This is a genomic window from Pseudomonas sp. BS-2016, assembly GCF_001806145.1.
In the GTDB taxonomy this organism is placed as follows: Bacteria; Pseudomonadota; Gammaproteobacteria; order Pseudomonadales; family Pseudomonadaceae; genus Aquipseudomonas; species Aquipseudomonas lundensis.
Window position 1 is genome coordinate 1 of record NZ_MLCT01000067.1, and the last position, 1,659, is coordinate 1,659.

Annotated in this window: 3 protein-coding genes; all 3 read right to left on the reverse strand. The window is 61.7% G+C overall.

The window, feature by feature from the left end:
* Positions 1-441: ATP-binding cassette domain-containing protein (locus tag BKD70_RS22245; protein WP_139145787.1), on the reverse strand; the 441-nt coding region annotated here is incomplete at its 3' end.
* A gap of 10 nt (positions 442-451) precedes the next feature.
* On the reverse strand, positions 452-1,363 hold the full coding sequence (locus tag BKD70_RS22250; protein WP_070415410.1) for an ABC transporter permease subunit: 912 nt from the start codon (positions 1,361-1,363) through the stop codon (positions 452-454).
* 10 nt (positions 1,364-1,373) lie between these two features.
* A partial coding sequence (locus BKD70_RS22255; protein ID WP_139145788.1) for an ABC transporter permease subunit occupies positions 1,374-1,659 on the reverse strand: 286 nt, incomplete at its 5' end.

A 1,659-nucleotide genomic window follows, 5' to 3' on the forward strand; every position in this document is an offset into this window, starting at 1 on the left:
ATCCATACGGCTGGCAGCGCCTGGGATCTCAACTTTTTCCAGCAGCTCGATAGCCCGCTTGCGCGCTTGTTTGCCGGACATTTTCAGGTGCAGGCGCAGCACTTCTTCGATCTGGAAACCCACGGTGTAACTGGGGTTCAACGCGGTCATCGGGTCCTGGAACACCATCGCCAGGTCTTTGCCGACAATCTGGCGGCGCTGGCGGTTGCTCAACTTGAGCATGTCCTTGCCGTCGAAGTTCAGGGCGTCGGCGGTGACGATGCCAGGGTGCTCGATCAGGCCCATCAGCGCCATCATGGTCACGGATTTACCCGAGCCCGACTCGCCAACGATCGCCAGGACTTCGCCTTTGTCGACCGAAATGTCGAGGCCATCGACCACCGGCACGGCGGTCTTGTCGCCGAAGCGCACGTTGAGATTCTTGATTTCTAACAGTGACATGGGAATCTCCTCAGGCGGCGTTCTTGAGTTTCGGGTCCAGCGCGTCGCGCAGGCCGTCACCCATCAAGTTGATTGCCAGCACGCTGAGCAAAATGGTCAAGCCAGGCAGGCTCACGACCCACCAGGCGCGTTCGATGTAGTCTCGGGCCGAAGCCAGCATGGTGCCCCACTCAGGGGTTGGCGGTTGTACGCCAAGGCCGAGGAAGCCCAGGGCCGCGGCATCGAGAATCGCCGAGGAAAAGCTCAAGGTCGCTTGTACGATCAGCGGCGCCATGCAGTTAGGCAGCACGGTGATGAACATCAGGCGTGGCAGGCCGGCGCCAGCGAGGCGGGCGGCAGTCACGTAGTCGCGGTTCAGTTCGCCCATCACGGCGGCGCGGGTCAGGCGCACATAGGATGGCAACGACACGATGGCGATGGCGATCACGGTGTTGATCAGGCCAGGGCCGAGGATGGCGACAATCGCCACGGCCAGCAGCAGCGATGGCAGGGCCAGCATGATGTCCATCAGACGCATGATGGTTGGGCCGAGCAAGCGCGGGAAGAACCCGGCGAACAGGCCCAGCAGGATACCCGGGATCAGCGACATCACCACCGACGACAAACCGATCAGCAACGATAGACGCGAGCCCTGGATCAGGCGCGAGAGCAAGTCACGGCCTAGTTCGTCGGTGCCCAGCAGGAACTGCATTTGCCCACCTTCCAGCCACGCCGGTGGTGTGAGCAGGAAGTCGCGGTATTGCTCGCTGGGGTTATGCGGGGCAACCCACGGGGCGAAGATCGCGCAGAACACGATCAGCAACATGAACAGCAGGCCGGCGACCGCGCCTTTGTTCTTGGAGAAGGCTTGCCAGAATTCTTTGTACGGGGACGGGTACAGCAGGCTCTGATCGACTGCTGACACTTGAGTAGGTGTAATCATGGTCATGATCTCAGCGCTGGTGACGGATGCGTGGGTTGGCGAAGCCGTAGAGGATATCCACCACGAAGTTCACCAGGATCACCAGGCAGGCGATCAGCAGAATGCCGTTCTGCACCACCGGGTAGTCCCGCGCGCCAATGGCTTCGATCAGCCATTTGCCGATGCCGGGCCACGAGAAGATGGTTTCGGTCAGTACCGCACCGGCCAGCAGCGTGCCGACTTGCAGGCCGACCACGGTGAGCACCGGGATCAGTGCGTTACGCAGGCCGTGCACGAACACCACGCGGGCTGGCGAC